Annotated in this window: 1 pseudogene; it reads left to right on the top strand. The window is 43.0% G+C overall.

From position 1 onward, the window contains the following. Positions 1-270: pseudogene (locus tag DNI29_RS23970) on the top strand (tRNA (N6-isopentenyl adenosine(37)-C2)-methylthiotransferase MiaB); the annotation flags it as partial.

Raw genomic sequence — 270 nt, 5'->3', positions numbered from 1 at the left:
GAAGAACATCAGGAGACCCTTTCTCTGATGGACATTGTGAAGTATGATTTCTCCTACATGTTTTTCTACTCTGAGCGTCCAGGAACCTTGGCTGCAAAGAAATTTGAGGACGATATCCCTCTGGAAACCAAAAAAAGAAGGTTGGCAGAAATCATAGCAAAGCAAACCGAGCTTTCCTATGAGCGAAACAAAATGGATTTGGGGCAAGAGCAGCTGATTCTAATCGAGGGAACTGCCAAAAAATCAGACCAACAGCTCAAACGAAGAAAC

Origin of the sequence: Hymenobacter sediminis (assembly GCF_003231285.1) — a bacterium.
Lineage (GTDB): Bacteria > Bacteroidota > Bacteroidia > Cytophagales > Hymenobacteraceae > Hymenobacter > Hymenobacter sediminis.
The sequence above is the reverse complement of the archived record's forward strand: the minus strand, read 5'-3'. Positions and strand labels throughout refer to the sequence as shown.